This window comes from Arthrobacter sp. 24S4-2, assembly GCF_005280255.1.
In the GTDB taxonomy this organism is placed as follows: domain Bacteria; phylum Actinomycetota; class Actinomycetes; order Actinomycetales; family Micrococcaceae; genus Arthrobacter.
The window spans coordinates 5055303-5073664 of record NZ_CP040018.1; the positions used below are offsets into that span (position 1 = coordinate 5055303).

Genomic DNA, 18362 nt, shown 5'->3' on the forward strand with positions numbered 1-18362 from the left:
GGGACGCCTTTCATGCGGTGACCTTGGCCAGCGTCTCCCGCTCCGCTCCGATGGTGGTGTTGTCCCCGTGCCCGGTGCGCACCACAGTCCTGGCCGGCAAGGTCAGCAGCCGCTCCCGGATCGAGGCGAGGATGGTCGGGTAATCGCTGTAGGACCTGCCCGTGGCGCCCGGGCCGCCGTTGAACAGCGTGTCCCCCGTGAATACCGTCCCTTCGTTCTCAAGGTGGAAGCATGTGGACCCCGGCGAATGGCCCGGTGTGTGAATGGCCCGCAGGGTGGCCCCGCCCACCTGGAACACGTCGCCGTCAGCAAGATAGCGGTCCGGTTTGACGTCCGGGTAGACCTGTTCCCACAGCACCAGGTCGTCAGGGTGCAGGTGGATCGGCGCCTTCACGGCCTCCGCCACGGCACGCGCCGCACCGATGTGGTCGTTGTGCGCGTGGGTGAGCAGGATGGCCAGGACTTTCCGGCCGCGTACCTGCCTGATGATCGCTTCGGCGTCATGCGGGGAATCGATGATCACGCATTCGTCCTCGTTCCCCACGATCCAGACGTTGTTGTCCACATCCCAGGTGCCGCCGTCGAGCGAAAAAGTGCCGGAGGTGACGAGGTTCTCGATGGTGACACTCATGCGGACGCCACCGTCGGCTGGATGTCTTCGACGGACTGGACCTCCACCACGGAACGCAGCACCTTGCCCTCGTGCATCTTGCCAAAGGCCTCCTCCACCTGGTCGATGGTGATGCGCTCGGTCACGAAGGCATCCAGGTCCAGGTTGCCCAGCTTGTACTGCGCCACCAGCATCGGGAAGTCCCGGGAGGGCAGGCAGTCGCCGTACCAGGAGGACTTCAGCGACCCGCCGCGGCCAAAGACATCCAGCAGCGGCAGCTCGAGCAGCATCTCCGGCGTCGGGACGCCCACCAGCACCACTCGGCCGGCGAGGTCCCGGGCGTAGAACGCCTGCTTGTACGTTTCGGGGCGGCCCACCGCCTCGATCACGACGTCGGCACCGTTGCCGCCGGTCAGCGCCCGGATGGCTTCGACCGGGTCTTCCTTGCTGGAATCGACTCCGTGGGTGGCGCCGAGGGACTTGGCCATTTCCACCTTGTTGGCGTCGATGTCGACGGCGATGATCGTGGTGGCGCCGGCCAGCTTCGCGCCGGCGATGGCGGCGATGCCCACGCCGCCGCAGCCAATCACGGCCACGGATTCGCCGCGCTTGACCTCGCCGGTGTTGATGGCGGCGCCGATGCCTGCCATCACGCCGCAGCCAAGCAGCCCGACGGCGGCGGGATCGGCGTCCTCGTCAACCTTGGTGCACTGCCCGGCGGCCACCAGCGTCTTCTCGGCGAAGGCGCCGATGCCCAGCGCGGGAGAGAGTTCGGTGCCGTCCTCGAGCGTCATCTTCTGGGTGGCGTTGTGCGTGTTGAAGCAGTACTGCGGCTGGCCCTTGGCGCAGGCGCGGCATTCGCCGCACACGGCACGCCAGTTCAGGATCACCCGGTCGCCGGGAGCCACTTCGGTGACGTCCGGTCCGACGGCGCTGACCACGCCGGTGGCTTCGTGGCCCAGCAGGATGGGGAAATCGTCGGTGATTCCGCCCTGTTTGTAGTGCAGGTCCGTGTGGCAGACGCCGCAGGTGAGGATGTCCACCAGGGCCTCACCCGGTCCGGGATCCGGCACCAGGATGGTCTCGACCGAGACCGGTGCGTTCTTTTCCTTGGCAATGACGGCCTTGACTTTGTGAACCATGATTCCTGTGTTCCTTTCCTGAGCCCGGGGGCTCTTTGGCAACGGCGCCCGTTGCCAATCTAGCTGACTCGTTGCGGTTCCAAATCTTCGTCCAGCGGCTCGATGCCCCGTTCAGGGCAGCCGTTCACGTGGTCGGTCGGCGGGAAGCCGGATTCCTGTGCTGCTTTGAAGAAGGCTTGGAACAGCGGGGTTGCCGGACCAGGTTCCAGCACGCTGAGGACCTCGCCGCGGGCATGGGCAACCCGGTGGCCGCCCATGTGCGGCTCCGGATCCGACTCGTAGCGCCAGTCGTGGAGGGATTCCCGCTGGGGAAGGTCAGGCCGGGCGGCATCTGAATGAACAGGTCCCAGGGGTCGTTCTCTGTCATTGTGCAAAGCCTCCTTGTACGTCGTGCGGACCCGGCGTGGCAACGCCCGGCCTTTCCTTGATCGAGAAGCCGGCCTGCGGATACAAGGCCTGTTGAATTGCGTATTACACAACACGATGCACATAGCGCGTACTGGAAAATATGTCAGCCGTCACACGGGGGTGTCAATAGGTGCCAGCAGCGCGGCATTCCTGGACCACCCATGGATGTTTAGATGTGCATCAATAATGCAACCGCGTCCCGAGCAGTGCAACGACGCGAGTGCAGCCTGGTCCCAGATCCACTATGGACCCCCTTGAGGAATTTACAAACGGGAAGCGAAAAGGCATTGACTGTGTTGCATGTCACGCCTAATCTGGTGCAACAGCGTTGCGCTGAATGCAACTCCAAAACACTTGGTGGATACATGAGTAACGAAACTTCCTCCCCCGTCACTATTGCGGGACCGACCAGCCCGGAGTCGAATAGCCGGCATGGCAGTACATCCTCCGGACACACCACGTTGAGCGGCCGCGTGGACCCGGCCAGCGGCGGTGATGTCAGCGGTGGCATCAGCGGTGGCATCAGCAGGGAAACGCGCCGCCGGGTGGTCACGGCCAGCTTCATCGGCAATTTTGTCGAGTGGTTCGACTACGCCGTCTACGGCTACCTGGCCGCCACCATCTCGTCGGTCTTCTTCCCGGAGGCCGACCGGCAGGCGGCCCTGTTGGCCACCTTCGGCGTCTTCGCAGTCTCGTTCTTCGTCCGGCCCCTCGGCGGATTCTTCTGGGGACACATCGGCGATCGCCTGGGCCGGCGGAAAGCACTGTCGCTTTCCATCGTCATCATGTCCGTATCGACGTTCTGCATCGCACTGATCCCGGGGTACGCCAGCATCGGTGTGATGGCGCCGATCCTTCTCCTCCTCGTCAGGATCGTCCAGGGCTTCTCCGCCGCCGGGGAATACGCCGGCGCTTCGGCCTTTCTGGTGGAGTACGCCCCTGCCAACAAGCGCGGCCTCTACGCCGCCGTCGTTCCGGCCAGCACGGCGGCCGGCCTCCTGCTCGGCTCCCTGATTGCGGCACTCCTGAGCACCGTCCTCACCACCGAGCAGCTGCACGAGTGGGGCTGGCGGCTGCCGTTCCTGCTCGCAGCGCCCATGGGCCTGATCGGCCGCTATATCCGCACCAAGCTTGAAGACACCCCAGCGTTCCAGGCACTTGCCGCCGAGGACCACACAGTCAAGACCCCGGTCTTCGCAATGTTCCGGACATACCGCAAGCAGCTGATCATTGCCACCGGCGCTGTGCTGCTGAACGCCGTCGGGTTCTACGTGATCCTCAGCTACATGCCCACGTACCTCTCGGAGGAACTTGGCTTCGGCGCAGCGGAATCCTTCCTTGCCACCACCATCGCCCTGGCCAGCTACATCGGCTTCATCTTCCTGACGGGCATCGCCTCGGACAGGTTCGGCCGCAAACGCATGCTGATCACTGCCTCAGTGCTCTTTATCCTGCTGACCGTCCCGGCCTTCATGCTGCTGGACACCGGCAATTTCCTGGTCATCGTCGTGGTCCAGATCCTGCTGGGCGGCATGCTGACGCTCAACGACGGCACCCTCCCAAGCTTCCTGGCGGAGCTCTTCCCCACCCGCGTCCGCTACAGCGGGTTCGCCGTCAGCTTCAACCTCTCGAACGCGCTCTTCGGCGGTACGGCCCCGTTCATGGCCACGCTCCTCATCGGCCTCACGCAAAGCAAGGTGGCCCCGGGCTGGTACCTGGTCGCCGCGTCGGTCGTCTCCCTGGTCGCCGTCCTGTTCGCCGCCGAGACGTCCAAGAAGCCACTCAGCCAGGACTGAACACCTTCCTGCGCTGCCCCCTCAACCTGCCTCCGGCGGGTCACCACACACTTTCCTCACTCAATTCAGCACTAACGAAAGGTACGAACCCATGACCACCATCGAAACCGAGGCCGTCAACGATGTCGCCAAGCTGGACCGCCTGAAGGTCCTCAACAACGGCGAAAGGGTCCGGCTGACATTCTCCGGCACGGAGTTCGAACGCCGGTTGTCCGGCCTGCGCCGCATCATGGCCGAGAAGGACCTGGACGCCGTCGTCCTGACCAGCTACCACTCGATCAAGTACTACTCCGACTTCCTGTTCACCTACTTCGGCCGCTCGTACGCCATGGTGGTCACGAAGGACGACACCGTCACCGTGACGGCAAACATCGACGCCGGCATGCCGTGGCGCCGCAGCTATGGCGACAACATTGTCTACACGGACTGGCGCCGCGACAACTACATCCACGCTATCCAGGAAGTGCTGCGCACCCGCGGCATCAATGCCCGCCGGATCGGCGTCGAGGACGACTCGCTGCCGCTGGACAACCGCAACAAGTTCCAGGTCGCCTTCGCATCGGCAACGCTGGTTGATGTGGCCCAGGCGGCCATGCGCCAGCGGATGATCAAGTCCGCCGAGGAGATCGAGGTCATCAAGCACGGGGCGCGCATCGGCGACCTCGGCGGCGAGGCCATCCGCAATGCCATCACGGCCGGCGTCACCGAGTACGAGGTGGCGCTGATCGGAACCGAAGCGATGGTCCACGAAATCGCCCGCACGTTCCCGGACTCGGAAATCCGCGACACCTGGGTGTGGTTCCAGTCCGGCATCAACACCGACGGCGCGCACAACTGGGCCACCACCCGCAAGATCCAGGAACACGACATCCTGTCGCTGAACTGCTTCCCCATGACCTCGGGGTACTACACGGCGCTGGAACGCACCCTGTTTTACGGCGAACCGGATGCCCGCTCCCTGGAACTGTGGAACATCAACGTGGAGGTCCACAAGCGCGGCCTTGAACTCATCAAGCCCGGCGCCGTCTGCCAGGACATTGCCGCCGAACTGAACGAGATCTACGTGGGCCACGGACTCCTGGCGAACCGGACCTTCGGCTACGGGCACTCCTTCGGCGTCCTCAGCCACTACTACGGCCGGGAAGCCGGGCTGGAGCTCCGCGAGGACATCGACACGGTGCTGGAACCGGGCATGGTGGTTTCGATGGAGCCGATGATCACGGTCCTGGACGGCCAGCCCGGTGCCGGCGGCTACCGCGAGCACGACATCCTGGTAGTCGGCGAAGACGGCGCCGAGAACATCACCAAGTTCCCGTTCGGCCCGGAATACAACATCATCGGGGCATGACAGCACCATATCTGCCTTCACCGCGAAGCGGCGCCACGTACTCCGTGGCGCCGCTTTCCGGCTCACATACGGAATGATGGTGGACACCATGACCTCTGCAGAAGCAACCGAAACCGGCAGCAACGGCGACACCAAGGGCACCTCCGTCATTGTCAACGCGATCGCCGTGCTGCGCAGTTTTACCGCGAACGAGCCGCTGCTCGGCGTTACCGAGATCGCCAACCGCATTGGCCTGCACAAAAGCACCGTTTCGCGCATCCTGGCTACGTTCGAACAGGAACACCTCGTGGAGCGCGATCCGGAAACCCGCCGCTTCCGCCTGGGCCTGGGCCTGATCGCCGTCGCCGGGCCGCTGCTCGCCGAGCTCGAAGAAAGGCGTGTGGCGTACCCCGTGCTGCGCGAACTGGCAGAGCAGACGGGCGAAACCAGCGCTCTGATGGTGTGGAACGGTTCCGAGTCCATGTGCGTTGAGCAGATCGCCAGCCACCATCAGATCAAACACACCACCCCGCTTGGCGCCCGGTACAACGACGCCCTAAGCGCCTCCGTGCAGGTCTTCCTCGCCGCCGAACAGGCCGAGCGCGTCCGGGTGCTGCTCCGCAGCGGCGAAATCACCTATCCGGGCCTGGACGACACCAGCCTCGAGGCCTACCTGATCCGGCTCGGCGACGTCGCCAAACGCGGCTGGGCCATCAACTACGGCGAGTCCTCACTGGACGAGGTGGGCCTGGCGGCCCCGGTCTTCGACCACCGCGGCGACATCGTGGCGGCCGTCCTCATCCCGGCACCCCGGTTCCGTGTCTCCCCGGACACGCTCCAAAGTCTCGGCGAATCCTGCAAGGCGGCCGCGGACCGCATCACGGCACGACTCGGCGGCGCGGCCCCCGCCTGACGCTCTCTCACCTTCCGCGCGTTTCCACCCAACGCTCTCTCACTTCCCGAACGTTTCCACGCGGCGGATTCACGCGACCGGAAGTGAGGGAGCGTCAGGTGGGGACGACGCGGAACAGGAACCGCGTCCGAACCATCACCCAGAGAAGCGCCACGATGGCCGCATAGGCCGCCGTGTTCAGCCAGACGTTTCCCTGCTGCAGCGCGGGAATGTTGGCCACGACGGCGATCAGCACCACGTGCATGATGAACACGTACAGCGTGCACTGCCCCAGGGGTATCAGCAGCCAGCCCACCGCGCGTTCAATGGGTTTCCAGTACGCAGTGAGGAACGCGTAAACGGTCACCAGCAGGGCCAGGACGTTGAGCAGCCGGCCAGGTTCCAGATATGTCCGACCGAAGAATCGGTCGTAGATGGCCCGGTAGTTCGCATCCGAAGTCAGGACAAGCCGGACGTCGAACTCATTGGCGAGATACGGGTTGCCCCAGGACATCACCGCGAACGCCATGGTGACGGCGGCGCACACTCCTACCGCCCAGCGGTGCCCGGAGAGCCAGGCCACGATGGTCCGGCGGTAATAGCCGCCCACCAGGCCCAGCACGAAGAGGACCTGCCACACCAGCAGCGGGAAGGAATCCTCGAACTGCGACGGCAGGATCCTGAACCGGAACACGGTGCCCACGACATACACGGCGGTGGTGGCGGCCAGGACCCACACCACTTTGCCGCGGGTCAGTGCCAGCAGGATGAGCGGGCTGATCAGCAGCATGATCACGTACAGGCCCATGACATTGAACTGCCAGGGACCGAACTGCAGGAGCAGCACCGCCGGAATCACGGCCCGGACACCGGGAATTGCAGCAGACCCTGCATGCCGGCGTAGAGGTCGTACGTGCGTCCCGTTCCCGACCTTCCGGCACCGCCCGTCCCCTGGTCCGTGAACGTGGTCAACGCGTCCGAATTGAAAGCCGGGATGAGGCTGATGAGAAATACCAGGACAACAACCGCCAGTGCCGTAACGTAAAGCTTTCCTGCCCGCCGGCTGGTTTTCTCGGCCACTTGGCCAAGGCCGTCCTGCGCCTTGGGCCCGTAGACCATCCCAAGCACCAGCCCGGACAGCAGCACGAACAGCTCGGCGCCGGACACAAAGCCGACGGCTTCCTGGGTGAACAGCTGGAAAAGGGATGTCATGCCCACGTGGTTCACCACCACGAGCACGATGGCGAAGCCGCGCATCAGGTCCACCCGGGAGTCCCGCGACGTCTTGCCCGAATACAGCCAGGCCTTCGCGGAGCGCAAGCGCACAGGCACCAGCCACAGCAGGCACGCGCCGACGAGCAGTGCCGCCGCCGCAATCCCGGCTGAGACGCCGCTGAGCGCGTTGCCGGACAGTGGCCCGCCCCGCCCCTGCACGGTTTTGGTGACAGGACCGGTCACCAGCGTGGACTCCCGCACAGCCTGGCCTGCCGTGGCCGCCAGGGCCGCGTTCCTCGTGAGCCGCCAGTCGATGATGGTGTTGCCGGCGTCACCGACGTCCGTTTTTTCGTCCCAGACGACGGCCGCGATCCGCTCCGACTTGCCCGGTGCGGCCTCACCCAACACCTGCTTCCACCAGCTTGACTTGATCTCGGTCTCCGCGGGGCCGCCCGCAGACGGGCTGTAGTACGCCGCCGTTTGGAGCAGCAGGGGTTTGTTGCGCTGCGTGGCGTAGGAGTCGTAGAAGTTCGCGTCGCCGACGGCGGGTCCCGCCGAACCGCCGACGCTTCCGGACGCTGCACCCGGGGCGGTTCCCCTCAGCATGGCGGCGAATTCGCCGTCGTCCGGCAGCGAATTGACGGCGGCTCCGCCAGCCGTGTCATCGTGCAGCGCCGTCAGGCCCACCCAGTCCACGACGTCGTCGCCCGGGTAATAGGGCGCGTACGGCGCATCCGATCCGTTCCAGGCGCCGTCCGAGTTCGTGTCCAGCACGGCGAAGCCTTGCGTGCCGGGCGCCGGGGCGTTCCGGTTCCTGGTGAAGGGATAGTCCCTGCCCTGGAACGGCTGCCACACCATAACTGCGTTGCTTTTCGACTCGAAGGCCTGGGCCATGGCGCGGTACGCAGGCACGAACGCCCCGGGCTGCTGGCCCCAGGACACCCAGCTGGCATTCATGTCCGGGGCGAAGCGGATCAGCAGCTTTCCGGGGAAACCGGCAGCCAGCTGTTCGAGCTGTCCGGCAAAATCCGCGGCGCCGGCAGCAGTGACTTCCGCCAACGGCACCGTGGGGTTAACGGTCACCAGGGCGTGCGCACCTGCCGCGGCGCTCTGCCCGAGGAACTCCCGCAGATAGCCCTTTTCGGCCGCCTTGATGGGAAAGGATACGTCGTGGCCAAGGACCGACGGCGCGGCCTGCAGCCGCCCGGCGAACCCGGCGGCGTCATCCTCGCCCCACTCAAGGACGCCGCCCAGAAGCGGTTTTCCAAGGGAGGCGCCGAGGTCCTCACCACCGTTGATGTTCGACGCCGGGAAGCCGGGGAGCGCCGTTGGGCCGGTTTCCCGGGCGGCCAACGGAAGGCCGCCGGAACCACCGGCCACGGCAGCCCGGGCGGCGCCGGCCGGCAGGAAAACCAGAAGAACCAGCAGCAGCGCTGCGGTCCGAAGAGTCGCCCTAGGCGGCGTCATCCCGGCCGCCGTTCGGGAAGAAAGCTGAAACCGTCGTTTCGCCTCCGGGGGTTTCCGTGATTACGAGTTCTCCCCCCGTGTGACTTCACGATCCGCACGCACGTCGGGAGTCCCAGCAGTTCCGCGTCCGCGGATTCCAGCGCGGCACAGCAGCCGAACCCGTCGCCCAGGTCGCTGACCGCCTCTGCCCCGGCGCCCTGGAGGGACACGGACTGCCGACGCAGGGTACCTCCCACCCGGGAGTATCGGAGGACGTCATCGAGCATGCCCAGCATCCGCAGCCCGCTGCCGCCGATGCGCTGCAGGTACCCGGCCGCCGGGCTGTCCGGAAGGACGTCGGCGTCGTCTTCGCTCAGTTCCACATAGCCCAGGATGGTGGTCAACGGGATGCGAAGGTCGTGGCTGACCCGCCCGGCGAATTCCGCGAGCTTGCGGTTGCTGTGCCCAAGTTTCAGGTCAGCATTAAAAAGGATGCACCCATCTGCTCGAGCCACTGGAGTCCCTCCCCGCATTCAGGACAGCCGGCTAGGCGCCGCAGTCCCCCAGCAGGAGTCTAGCGGAGCGGATCGCCCCCGGCCTGGGTGCGGTAGTCTCTTGACACCACCGGCAAATTTCCGGTTAACTATTACGCATGCTGAAATAACAGTTCCATGATGTGGAATGCAGGCAGTGCTGCGGTAAAAGTCCACAGCGCTGTTCCTGCAGCGGGGGCATACCCCATATCCGCATAGCCGACGCCATGGATGGCAGCATTTGCACGAGGGATGATCAAGCATGGAGCTTGCCGTATTCAACGGGGCGGACCGCGCGGAAGTCACCGCCGCGCTTCGCCCCTGTATCGATGTCCAGCGCTGGGTGGACCAGATCGCGGACGCCCGTCCGTTCGCCAGCAGCCAGGCCTTGCTGGCCTTCGCCCGCGACGCCGCCGCCCCGTTCACACCGGACGAGGTGGAGTCCGCCATGGCGCACCACCCGCGCATCGGCGAACGCCCCACGGCCGCCACCACCGAGGCGTCCATGTCCCGTTCGGAGCAGGCCGGCGTGGATCCCGCGGACCAGGACGTGAGCACCGCGCTGGCCGAAGGTAACCGCGCCTACGAGGAAAGATTCGGACGGGTCTTCCTGATCCGCGCCGCAGGGCGCACCGCCCCCGAAATCCTGGCCGCGCTGCACGAACGCCTTACGCACACCCCCGACCAGGAAGACGCAATTGTGGCCCAGCAGCTGCGCGAAATCGCCCTGCTCAGGCTTGAAGGAGTGATCAGCGAATGACCGTTTCACAGGTGACCACGCACATTCTGGACACGGGGGCCGGGCGCCCGGCTGCCGGCGTCGCCGTCGTTCTTTACGCGCGCGCCGGCGCCGGCTGGAACCTCGTTGCTGCCGGAACCACCGATGCAGACGGGAGGGCGAAGGACCTTGGCCCTGCGCTTCTGCCAGCAGGGACGTACCGGCTGAACTTCGACACAGGGACTTATTACGACGGCCTGGGCACGGCCACCTTCTTCCCGGAGGTGGACCTGGTGTTCGCTGTGTCCGACGCGGGCGAGCACTACCACGTGCCGCTGCTGCTGAGCCCGTTCGCCTACTCGACCTACCGCGGCAGCTAACGCCACCGGGACGTCCCACCACCGCCCAAGATGAGTTTTTGTCCACATATCGAGCCCAAACGCGCCTTAAAGGCGCATTATGTGGACAAAAACCCGGGGCAGTAGGCTAGAAGGCATGGCTTCTGAAGACACCCCCGCCGAGCGCCGCGAGATTACCGTCCGTCGCGCGCCCAAATACGTGCCGTTCCTCATACTGGGCGGGCTCGTGGGCATCATCGTGGCGGCGGTCATCGCATATGCGCTGCCGGGAGACGCGAGTTACGATCCCAGTTCCGTCTTCGGGTTCTTCATGGTCCTTTGCGGCGCCGGCGGCGTGGTTTTAGGCGCCATCGTTGCCCTCCTGCTGGACCGGCTCAGCGTCCGCCGCACCGAACACGCCGTCGTCGAAGCCCTTCAGGACTCAGAGTCCGGCACCGGTCCGGACGACGGCGACGGCGGCGGCCCGGTTGCCGGCCAGCAGTCATAAACGGGCAGCCGGAAAACTCCTACCCCATCACGTGAGATAATCGACCAGTGGCACGCGGCGATGGAAAACTTTCTCATGATCTTCTCCCTGGCGAAAAAGGCCCCCAGGACGCTTGCGGCGTCTTCGGGGTCTGGGCACCAGGTGAAGAAGTAGCAAAACTCACCTATTACGGGCTGTATGCATTGCAGCACCGCGGTCAGGAGTCGGCTGGCATAGCAACCAGCGACGGCAAGCGGATCAACGTCTATAAGGACATGGGCCTCGTATCCCAGGTCTTCGACGAGACCACGCTGAACACCCTGACCGGGCACCTGGCCGTCGGCCACTGCCGCTATTCCACTACCGGCGCCAGCCACTGGGCCAATGCCCAGCCCACGCTTGGCGCCACCGCCACGGGCACCGTGGCCCTGGCCCACAACGGCAACCTCACCAACACTGCCGAGCTCAATGCCATGATCATTGAGCGCAACGGCGGCCAGCTCAGCGGCGAAATGAAGCAGGGCAACACCTCGGACACCGCCCTGGTCACCGCACTGCTGGAGGGCGAAGAGGGGAAGTCCCTCGAACAGACCGCCATTGAACTGCTGCCCAAGATCAAGGGCGGCTTCTGCTTCGTCTTTATGGACGAAGGCACCCTCTACGCCGCTCGCGACACCTACGGCATCCGTCCGCTGGTCCTCGGCCGGCTGGAGCGAGGCTGGGTGGTCGCTTCCGAGCAGTCCGCCCTGGCCACGGTGGGCGCCAGCTTCATCCGCGAAATCGAACCCGGCGAATTCATCGCCATCGACGAGGATGGCGTGCGGTCCCAGCGCTTTGCGGAACCGACGCCGGCGGGTTGCGTTTTCGAGTACGTGTACCTCGCCCGTCCGGACGCCGCCATCGCGGGACGCTCCGTGTACGAATCCCGCGTGGAGATGGGCCGCCAGCTGGCCCGCGAAAACACCCAGGAAGCGGACCTCGTCATTCCGGTTCCCGAATCCGGCACTCCCGCAGCCGTGGGTTACGCCGAGGAATCCGGCATTCCCTTCGCGCACGGCTTCGTCAAGAACTCCTACGTGGGCCGCACGTTCATCCAGCCCTCGCAGACGCTGCGCCAGCTGGGCATCCGGCTCAAGCTCAACGCCCTTGAGTCCGTGATCCGCGGCAAGCGCGTTGTGGTGGTGGATGACTCAATCGTCCGCGGCAACACGCAGCGTGCCATCGTCCGGATGCTCCGCGAAGCCGGCGCCGCGTCCGTCCATGTAAAGATTTCCTCCCCGCCCGTGCAGTGGCCCTGCTTCTACGGCATCGACTTCGCCTCCCGCGCGGAACTGATCGCCAACGGCGCCACCATCGAGGAAATCTCCCAGGCCATCGGCGCCGACTCGCTGGCCTACATCTCCGAAGACGGCATGATCGACGCCACCCGGCAGCCTCGCGAACGCCTCTGCACTGCCTGCTTCACCGGCAAGTACCCGATCGAACTTCCCGGCGCGGACAAGCTCGGCAAGAACCTGCTGGAACGCACCGACCTCGGCGGCCTGCCCGTTGCAGGAACCGCGGGAACCGCCGCTGGAGCCGCCACCGCCGCGGCTGTCGACACCGCCGAGGACCCGGCCGGAAAGCCCGGCGCCACGGGCTGCGATCCGGGACCGGACGCCGAGTTCGAAAACCTGCTGACCGACGCCGACCGTCTGACCGCTGACAAGAAAGAGTCCGTATGACTTCCGCATCACCCGCCGCCGGCAACGCCTCAGAGACAGCCCGCGGCATCACATACGCCTCCGCCGGCGTCGACGTCGAAGCGGGTGACCGCGCCGTTGAACTGATGAAGGACGCCGTCAAGGCCACCCACAATTCCTCGGTGATCGGGGGCGTTGGCGGCTTCGCCGGGCTCTACGACGTCTCGAAGCTCCTCACCTACAAGCGCCCGCTGCTGGCCACGTCCACGGACGGCGTAGGCACCAAGGTGGCCATCGCCCAGGCCATGGACATCCACGACACCATCGGTTTCGACCTGGTGGGCATGGTGGTTGACGACATCGTAGTGGTAGGCGCCGAGCCGCTCTACATGACCGACTACATCGCCTGCGGCAAGGTGGTCCCCGAGCGCATCGCGGACATCGTCCGCGGCATCGCGGCCGCCTGCTCCGTGGCCGGCACCGCCCTGGTGGGCGGCGAAACCGCCGAGCACCCGGGCCTGCTGGGCGAGCACGAGTACGACGTCGCCGGTGCCGCCACCGGTGTTGTCGAGGCCTCCGAGCTGCTCGGCCCGGACCGTGTCCGTGCCGGCGACGTTGTGATCGGCATGGCCTCCTCCGGCCTGCACTCCAACGGCTACTCCCTGGTCCGCCGCGTCATCAACCACGCCGGGTGGGCCCTGGACCGCCAAGTCTCCGAACTCGGCCGCACCCTGGGCGAGGAGCTCCTGGAACCGACCCGCGTCTACGCCGCCGACTGCCTGGACCTGGCACGCACCTTCCCGGTGAGCGGCTCCGCAGCCGGCAAGGCCGTGCACGGCTTCAGCCACGTCACCGGCGGAGGCCTCGCGGCCAACCTGGCCCGTGTTCTCCCGCAGGGCCTCATTGCCACGGTGGACCGCGCCACGTGGGAACTGCCTGCCATCTTCAAACTGGTCTCGGAACTGGGCAATGTGCCGCTGGCCGACCTCGAGCGCACGCTGAACCTCGGCGTGGGCATGGTGGCAATCGTCTCCCCCGAGGCCGCCGACGCCGCCGTGAACCGTCTGAACGACCGCGGCCTGCCCTCCTGGATCATGGGCACCGTCGAAGAGAACTCGGACTCCATCGTCAAGACCGGCCCGGACTACGTCCAGGGTGCCAAGGGTGTTGACGGCGGCGCAGTCCGACTGGTGAACGCCTACGCCTAAGGGTTCCTAAACCTCATCGAGTGCTCCGCAACCGCCGTTTCGAGACCTGAAAACGGCAGTTACGGAGCACTCGTCGTTTAAGACCTAAAGTACGGCGGACAGAAAGGCGCGCGTCCGTTCGTGCTGCGGATGGTTGATGACCGCTTCAGCTGGACCTTCTTCAAGGATGCGTCCACCGTGCATAAACACCACACGGTCAGCCACATCCCTGGCGAACCCCATTTCGTGCGTGACCACAATCATCGTCATGCCGGTCCGGGCAAGGTTTTTCATGACGCGCAGGACCTCGCCGACGAGTTCCGGATCCAGGGCGGACGTGGGCTCGTCAAAGAGCATCAGCTTCGGTTCCATGCAAAGCGCACGGGCGATCGCCACACGCTGCTGCTGCCCGCCCGAGAGATGGCGAGGATAGGCCTGCGCCTTCTCTGCCAGCCCCACCTCCTCCAGGAGTCCGAGGGCCCGACGCCGGACCTCGTCCTTCCGCTGCCTGAGCACCCTCAGCGGGGCTTCCATGAGGTTTTCGAGGACGGTCATGTGCGGGAAGAGGTTGAAATGCTGGAAGACCATGCCGATGCCGGCCCGGTCGGCGCAGATCTCGTTGTGGGACTGCTCGTGCAGCTTGTGGCCCTTGAGGCGGTAGCCCACCACCCGGTCCTCCACGCGGAGCAGCCCGCCGTCGATCTTTTCCAGATGGTTCACGCACCGCAGGAAGGTACTCTTTCCCGATCCGGACGCGCCGATGATACAGACCACTTCGCCGCGCCGGATTTCAAGATCGATGCCTTTGAGGACCTCGTTGTTGCCGAAGCTCTTTCGGACGTCCTCGGCGCGCACCAGCGGCTTTTGTTCTGCTGTCCCGGTTGTCATGATTGGCTGCCCCTTCCTGAGGCTTGTGGGGAGTGGACCCTGAAGAAACGACGCAGGCGCTCGGCCGCGGACGGCGGCAAGGACCGGGAGGTACCGCGGGAGAAACGCCGTTCCACGTAGCCCTGGCCAACGCTGAACACGGTGGTGAAAATGATGTACCAGATGCTGGCCACGAGCAGCAGCGGCACCACCTGGAGGTTCTTTGAGTAGATGATCTGCGCTGAATAGAGCAGTTCCGGGACGGCGATGACGCTGACCAGTGATGTCATTTTCAGCATTCCGATGAACTCGTTGCCGGTGGGCGGGATGATCACCCGCATGGCCTGCGGCAGGATCACCCGGAACAGGGTCTGCAGGCGGGACATTCCCAGGGCGCCGGCAGCCTCGCCCTGGCCCTGGTCAATGGACTGGATCCCGGCACGGACGATCTCCGACATGTAGGCCGCTTCGTTGAGGCCCAGGCCCAGGATTGCCGCGGCCAGCGGTGTGATCAGCTGATTGGCATCCAGGCTGACGCCCGGGATACCGAACGTGATTTCGGGATACAGCGCTGACAGATTGAACCAGAACAGCAGCTGCACCAGCACAGGAGTGCCGCGGAAGATCGTCACATACATGCCGGCTGAAGTCTTGACCACCGGATTGGCGGAGAGCTGCATTACGGCCAGGATGACGCCCAGGGCAACGCCCACTGCCATGCAGACGAGGGTCAGCATCAGCGTGATGCCAATGCCGTTGACGATTGTGGTGTCCCGGAAGTACAGGGCCACTTTGTCCCAACCGAAGCGCGGGTTCGTCACGGCTGAGGCAAGAACGAGAAGGACGACGGCGGCGACCGCCGCTGCGGCGACCCAGCGCCATGGGTGCCGGGCCGTAACCACGGTGTACTCTCCCCTGGCGCTGGCGGTCTTTGGAATGCTCATCGTGCCGCTCACCGGGTGGCACCTGCGTCGACCTGGTCCGCGCTGACCTTCACGGAATCGGGGATGCCGTACTTGGCGTTGATCGAGGTGTAGGTGTCACTTGCCACCAGCGCCTCGACGGCCGCCACGACGGCCTTGGTCAGCGGCGAGCCCTTCGGCATGGCGATGCCCACAGCCGTGGGATCCCAGCCGGTGCCGGGGGCAAGTTCGAAGGAGCCTCCGGACAGTTTGCTGGCGTAGGCCATGCCGATGTCTCCGGACAGGACGCCGTCCACACGGCCGGAGGTGAGGGCCAGGTTGGCCTCGTGCTGGGAGGGGAAGAGCTGGATGTCGATCGGGGGCCGCCCCGCGTCCATGCACTGCTTCGAAAAGGCCGGCAGGGTTTCGATGCCCTGCGACGTTCCCTTTTCGCCGCCGATCTTGGTGCCGCACAGCTTCATGGCGTCAAGGGCGAGGTTCTTCGGATTCCCCTGCTTGACTGCCAGGCCCGAGCCGCTGTTCATGTAGGTGGCGAAGTCGGCGTTCTTCTTCCGCTCAGCGGTGACGTTGAATCCGGAGATGCCGACGTCGTACTTTTGCGATCCCACTCCCGGGAGGATGGTGTCAAAGGTGGCCGGGATCATCTTCACTTCGAGGCCAAGGGTTTCCCCGAGGGCCCTGGCGAAGTCTGCGTCCCAGCCTGTCACTGTCTTGTTGTCCTCGGCGTAGAACTCGTAGGGCGGGAAGGTCGGGTCTGTTCCGACCAGCAAGGTTCCCTTGGACCTGACCTCCGCGGGCAGCAGGTCAGCGGCCGTCTGGTTGAGCGGCGCGGCGGATATGGCGCCGTTCTGCCCAGGCAGGGGGTGAGCGGCGGCGCTCCCGCCCTCAAGGGATGCGTTGGTGCAACCGCTCAGCCCCACGATGGCTGCGAGCAGCCAAGGGCCGGTGGTCACGACATTACGATGAGACATAGTTGCCTTCCGGGTGAGTTGTTCCATGGTCAACGGCGATGTTGACCATGGTGGTGCCGACGTTGACGGGGGCCGGATGCCGAACGATGGCAACCACCCCGTCAATGGGTGCAAAGAATTCCTTGGATGGGCGGTCGAGTTCCTCGACTGAATGGACCCTGGCCACGACGTCCCCCGCCGCCACGGATTGCCCCAGCTCAACGGTGGGTTCGAAGAGTCCGGCCATGGTGGAGTTCACCGGGGACAGCGGCGTGAGTTCCACCCACCGGACCGGGGATTGGGCGCCCGGTAGGACGGTGGCCCTTTCCCTGGCATGTCCCGGGGGCTGCCCGATCGCGAGGAGGCCCCAGTGGCCCAGAAGGGCCCGGAGTCCTGTCCGGGCGCGCTCCAGGATCCGCAGTGATACCGTCCCGCCGCCGCCCAGTTCGGTGGAGATCATGGGAACACCGGCCCGGTCGGCGGCGCCGCTGATGGAGCCGGATTTCAGCATGGGCTGCACCACCACCGAGTACGGCGCGTTGAAGGCTGCCACGGCTGCGGTCTTTTGTGCCCAAAGTTCCGGCGTGGGTCCGTGGTAGACGAACGCTGAAGGCACGTATTCGGAGGCGATTCCGCCGGAATGGATGTCCATGACGAAATCCGCCAGCGGGAGGAGCTCCTCCGCCACGATGGAAGCAATTTGCTGGGCGGGCCCACCGCCGGCGTCGCCTGGAAGGGCCCTGTTGAGGTTCACGCCGTCCACGCTGGCAACCCGGCGCCCTTCCCTGACCGCAGCGATGTTCAGCGCGGGCAGGATGATGAGGCGTCCGGAGACTTCCTCCGGATTGGTGGACCGGATGAGCTCCTGCAGGAGGATCTGGCCTTCGTACTCATCGCCGTGGGTTCCGGCGATCAAAAGCACTGTGGGGCCCGGGCCGCCGTTGAGAACAGCGATAGGGGACGGGATAACGGCCGCGTCGTGGGCGTTATCCGAATGTTCGATCTCCAGGTAACCGAACTGCCTGCCCGCAGCCAAGAAATCAATACCGGGAATTCGGGGGATACACAGGGTCATGGGCTTGCTTTCGGCTAGACTGAGAAGGATTGGATTCACTGTATACAGTGAATACTGTGATGTAAAGCACGTAGAATCGAATGGTTCTTGGGACCAGTGAGGGGATGAGGCAAATGGCTGCGCAAGTTGCCAGGAAGATGCGGCCGCTGAGCGAGCAGGTCTACGAGCGGATCAGCGACGAAATCGTCAACGGCGTGGTTGAGCCGGGCGCACCCCTGGTCCAGGAGCAGCTTGCGGACGAATACGGAGTTTCAAGAACCCCGGTCCGCGATGCGCTGAACCGGCTGGTACACGAGGGTTTGGCAACTTTGGTTCCGGGCGCCGGATACTTCGCGACGACCTTGACGCCGTCGAACGTGGCAGAGGTCTATGAGGTCCGCAAGGCCCTGGAGATCATGGCCATCAGGCAGTTCGGCGCCCAGTATTCGCCTTTGGAGCTGGCCCGGCTGGAGCTGATGATCGCCGAGGGATCCGCCAGCGCCGACGCGGAGGCGCTGTTCGCGGCAACACGGCGGTTCCACCTGAACATCGCAGCGCCGTGCCCGAACAAATTCCTGCTGACCACCCTCGAATCCGTGTGGGACAACCCCGTCCAGCGCCTGATCAGCCGCTCATATCCGCTGGACGAGGCCAAGCTGGCCCGCGTTGCCGATGCGCACAGCAAGATTCTGGCCGCAGCCAGGGCCGGCGACCCTGACCTCCTGATTTCCCTCCTGGATCTGTGCCACGAGCAGGACTAGGCGTAACGGCCGGAGCACCCGATCTG

General features: G+C 65.2%; 19 protein-coding genes. 9 read left to right on the forward strand and 10 right to left on the reverse strand.

The annotated features are described in order from the left end of the window. Positions 1-10: 10 nt before the first annotated feature. Genes FCN77_RS23490 through FCN77_RS23500 form a run of 3 tightly spaced genes read right to left on the reverse strand, consistent with a single transcriptional unit; the run spans position 11 to position 2126 of the window. Positions 11-631 (reverse strand): MBL fold metallo-hydrolase, encoded by a 621-nt coding sequence (locus FCN77_RS23490; RefSeq protein ID WP_137324218.1) that lies wholly within the window; start codon positions 629-631, stop codon positions 11-13. Then, entirely contained in the window at positions 628-1752 is a 1125-nt protein-coding gene (locus FCN77_RS23495) for an S-(hydroxymethyl)mycothiol dehydrogenase (RefSeq protein WP_137324219.1), read from the reverse strand. The genes FCN77_RS23490 and FCN77_RS23495 overlap by 4 nt, the downstream gene beginning before the upstream one ends. A 59-nt stretch (positions 1753-1811) precedes the next feature. Beyond that, entirely contained in the window at positions 1812-2126 is a 315-nt protein-coding gene (locus tag FCN77_RS23500; protein ID WP_368074300.1) for a hypothetical protein, read from the reverse strand. Positions 2127-2525: 399 nt separating this feature from the next. Between FCN77_RS23500 and FCN77_RS23505 the strand changes: the two genes are divergently transcribed. From FCN77_RS23505 to FCN77_RS23515, 3 genes are all read left to right on the forward strand, one after another. Continuing rightward, positions 2526-3956: an MFS transporter gene (locus FCN77_RS23505; protein ID WP_254678720.1), complete on the forward strand. Its 1431-nt coding sequence runs from the start codon at positions 2526-2528 to the stop codon at positions 3954-3956. 91 nt (positions 3957-4047) lie between these two features. Next, the gene (locus FCN77_RS23510) at positions 4048-5304 is read left to right on the forward strand and encodes an aminopeptidase P family protein (RefSeq protein WP_137324220.1); all 1257 of its coding nucleotides are present in this window, start codon (positions 4048-4050) and stop codon (positions 5302-5304) included. An 88-nt stretch (positions 5305-5392) separates the two neighbouring features. After that, positions 5393-6196, forward strand: a complete 804-nt coding sequence (locus FCN77_RS23515; protein ID WP_137324221.1) for an IclR family transcriptional regulator — start codon at positions 5393-5395, stop codon at positions 6194-6196. Between the two features lie 94 nt (positions 6197-6290). Here FCN77_RS23515 and opgC (FCN77_RS27220) read toward each other — a convergent pair whose 3' ends face one another. The 3 genes from opgC (FCN77_RS27220) to FCN77_RS23525 are packed head-to-tail and all read right to left on the reverse strand — an operon-like array spanning position 6291 to position 9351. After that, on the reverse strand, positions 6291-7034 hold the full coding sequence (opgC, locus tag FCN77_RS27220; RefSeq protein WP_254678721.1) for an OpgC domain-containing protein: 744 nt from the start codon (positions 7032-7034) through the stop codon (positions 6291-6293). After that, on the reverse strand, positions 7031-8857 hold the full coding sequence (gene opgC / locus FCN77_RS23520) for an OpgC domain-containing protein (RefSeq protein WP_254678722.1): 1827 nt from the start codon (positions 8855-8857) through the stop codon (positions 7031-7033). The genes opgC (FCN77_RS27220) and opgC (FCN77_RS23520) overlap by 4 nt, the downstream gene beginning before the upstream one ends. Next, a complete protein-coding gene (locus FCN77_RS23525; RefSeq protein ID WP_254678723.1) occupies positions 8854-9351 on the reverse strand; it encodes a histidine kinase dimerization/phospho-acceptor domain-containing protein in 498 nt (165 codons plus the stop codon). Before FCN77_RS23525 ends, opgC (FCN77_RS23520) begins: the two co-directional genes overlap by 4 nt. Before the next feature lie 280 nt (positions 9352-9631). Between FCN77_RS23525 and uraD the strand changes: the two genes are divergently transcribed. The 5 genes from uraD to purM all read left to right on the forward strand — a co-directional run bounded on the left by uraD (position 9632) and on the right by purM (position 13802). After that, the gene (gene uraD / locus FCN77_RS23530; protein ID WP_137324223.1) at positions 9632-10129 is read left to right on the forward strand and encodes a 2-oxo-4-hydroxy-4-carboxy-5-ureidoimidazoline decarboxylase; all 498 of its coding nucleotides are present in this window, start codon (positions 9632-9634) and stop codon (positions 10127-10129) included. Then, on the forward strand, positions 10126-10467 hold the full coding sequence (uraH, locus tag FCN77_RS23535; RefSeq protein ID WP_137324224.1) for a hydroxyisourate hydrolase: 342 nt from the start codon (positions 10126-10128) through the stop codon (positions 10465-10467). Before uraD ends, uraH begins: the two co-directional genes overlap by 4 nt. 115 nt (positions 10468-10582) lie before the next feature. Beyond that, positions 10583-10933 carry a hypothetical protein gene (locus tag FCN77_RS23540; RefSeq protein ID WP_137324225.1) on the forward strand — a complete coding sequence of 117 codons (351 nt, stop codon included), beginning with the start codon at positions 10583-10585 and terminating at the stop codon, positions 10931-10933. A gap of 47 nt (positions 10934-10980) precedes the next feature. Beyond that, a complete protein-coding gene (gene purF / locus FCN77_RS23545) occupies positions 10981-12636 on the forward strand; it encodes an amidophosphoribosyltransferase (RefSeq protein WP_137324226.1) in 1656 nt (551 codons plus the stop codon). Beyond that, positions 12633-13802 carry a phosphoribosylformylglycinamidine cyclo-ligase gene (gene purM / locus FCN77_RS23550; RefSeq protein WP_137324227.1) on the forward strand — a complete coding sequence of 390 codons (1170 nt, stop codon included), beginning with the start codon at positions 12633-12635 and terminating at the stop codon, positions 13800-13802. Before purF ends, purM begins: the two co-directional genes overlap by 4 nt. An 84-nt stretch (positions 13803-13886) precedes the next feature. Here purM and FCN77_RS23555 read toward each other — a convergent pair whose 3' ends face one another. Genes FCN77_RS23555 through FCN77_RS23570 form a run of 4 tightly spaced genes read right to left on the reverse strand, consistent with a single transcriptional unit; the run spans position 13887 to position 17596 of the window. Then, a complete protein-coding gene (locus FCN77_RS23555) occupies positions 13887-14669 on the reverse strand; it encodes an amino acid ABC transporter ATP-binding protein (protein WP_137324228.1) in 783 nt (260 codons plus the stop codon). Continuing rightward, on the reverse strand, positions 14666-15592 hold the full coding sequence (locus tag FCN77_RS23560) for an amino acid ABC transporter permease (protein ID WP_137324229.1): 927 nt from the start codon (positions 15590-15592) through the stop codon (positions 14666-14668). The genes FCN77_RS23555 and FCN77_RS23560 overlap by 4 nt, the downstream gene beginning before the upstream one ends. Before the next feature lie 8 nt (positions 15593-15600). Continuing rightward, positions 15601-16542, reverse strand: a complete 942-nt coding sequence (locus FCN77_RS23565; RefSeq protein WP_175417372.1) for an ABC transporter substrate-binding protein — start codon at positions 16540-16542, stop codon at positions 15601-15603. Beyond that, positions 16529-17596 (reverse strand): succinylglutamate desuccinylase/aspartoacylase family protein, encoded by a 1068-nt coding sequence (locus FCN77_RS23570; RefSeq protein ID WP_137324231.1) that lies wholly within the window; start codon positions 17594-17596, stop codon positions 16529-16531. The genes FCN77_RS23565 and FCN77_RS23570 overlap by 14 nt, the downstream gene beginning before the upstream one ends. Positions 17597-17709: 113 nt before the next feature. Here FCN77_RS23570 and FCN77_RS23575 point away from each other — a divergent pair, with 113 nt between their 5' ends. After that, complete coding sequence (locus FCN77_RS23575) at positions 17710-18336, forward strand: GntR family transcriptional regulator (RefSeq protein ID WP_175417373.1); 627 nt, start codon at positions 17710-17712, stop codon at positions 18334-18336. Positions 18337-18362: the final 26 nt, after the last annotated feature.

Excerpts from the sequence above, each read along its gene's own strand:
- FCN77_RS23505 (WP_254678720.1), top strand. The coding sequence starts at position 2,526 with ATGAGTAACGAAACTTCCTCCCCCGTCACTATTGCGGGACCGACCAGC.
- opgC (WP_254678722.1), bottom strand. The coding sequence starts at position 8,857 with ATGACGCCGCCTAGGGCGACTCTTCGGACCGCAGCGCTGCTGCTGGTT.
- FCN77_RS23510 (WP_137324220.1), top strand. The coding sequence starts at position 4,048 with ATGACCACCATCGAAACCGAGGCCGTCAACGATGTCGCCAAGCTGGAC.
- FCN77_RS23555 (WP_137324228.1), bottom strand. The coding sequence starts at position 14,669 with ATGACAACCGGGACAGCAGAACAAAAGCCGCTGGTGCGCGCCGAGGAC.
- uraD (WP_137324223.1), top strand. The coding sequence starts at position 9,632 with ATGGAGCTTGCCGTATTCAACGGGGCGGACCGCGCGGAAGTCACCGCC.
- FCN77_RS23515 (WP_137324221.1), top strand. The coding sequence starts at position 5,393 with ATGACCTCTGCAGAAGCAACCGAAACCGGCAGCAACGGCGACACCAAG.
- FCN77_RS23575 (WP_175417373.1), top strand. The coding sequence starts at position 17,710 with ATGGCTGCGCAAGTTGCCAGGAAGATGCGGCCGCTGAGCGAGCAGGTC.
- FCN77_RS23490 (WP_137324218.1), bottom strand. The coding sequence starts at position 631 with ATGAGTGTCACCATCGAGAACCTCGTCACCTCCGGCACTTTTTCGCTC.
- purM (WP_137324227.1), top strand. The coding sequence starts at position 12,633 with ATGACTTCCGCATCACCCGCCGCCGGCAACGCCTCAGAGACAGCCCGC.
- FCN77_RS23540 (WP_137324225.1), top strand. The coding sequence starts at position 10,583 with ATGGCTTCTGAAGACACCCCCGCCGAGCGCCGCGAGATTACCGTCCGT.
- FCN77_RS23565 (WP_175417372.1), bottom strand. The coding sequence starts at position 16,542 with ATGTCTCATCGTAATGTCGTGACCACCGGCCCTTGGCTGCTCGCAGCC.
- FCN77_RS23570 (WP_137324231.1), bottom strand. The coding sequence starts at position 17,596 with ATGACCCTGTGTATCCCCCGAATTCCCGGTATTGATTTCTTGGCTGCG.
- uraH (WP_137324224.1), top strand. The coding sequence starts at position 10,126 with ATGACCGTTTCACAGGTGACCACGCACATTCTGGACACGGGGGCCGGG.
- FCN77_RS23560 (WP_137324229.1), bottom strand. The coding sequence starts at position 15,592 with ATGAGCATTCCAAAGACCGCCAGCGCCAGGGGAGAGTACACCGTGGTT.
- FCN77_RS23495 (WP_137324219.1), bottom strand. The coding sequence starts at position 1,752 with ATGGTTCACAAAGTCAAGGCCGTCATTGCCAAGGAAAAGAACGCACCG.